Annotated in this window: 1 protein-coding gene; it reads left to right on the top strand. The window is 55.7% G+C overall.

What is annotated here, in order from left to right; translation table 11 throughout:
- Positions 1-298 (top strand): hypothetical protein (locus KMS84_RS44415; protein WP_256921541.1); only part of this gene is annotated, 298 nt, incomplete at both ends.

Genomic DNA, 298 nt, shown 5'->3' with positions numbered 1-298 from the left:
GATAGAGTTGGATCACGATTACCTGGAGCTGGTCGGACATGCCCTGGGGCATGCGACCAAGGCTGTGCGTATTGTCGCTCACCATATTCTGGAAGAGATTCGCCAGGAAACAAATATTGATCGGGATCGGTTACCGACGCGGCTCGACAGTTGGGGCGAACTTTGGACGCAGCAAGGATTGGATCAGACAACCGATGCCACTCTGCACGATTCCGAACGGGGGGAACATCATCTCGTTCGGAATCGTGCAAGCCCTCGTTCGGAATCCGAACCAGGCGTGAACGCCAGTGTTTCCGGC

Origin of the sequence: Streptomyces hilarionis, assembly GCF_024539675.1 — a bacterium.
In the GTDB taxonomy this organism is placed as follows: domain Bacteria; phylum Actinomycetota; class Actinomycetes; order Streptomycetales; family Streptomycetaceae; genus Streptomyces; species Streptomyces hilarionis.
The sequence above is the reverse complement of the archived record's forward strand: the minus strand, read 5'-3'. Positions and strand labels throughout refer to the sequence as shown.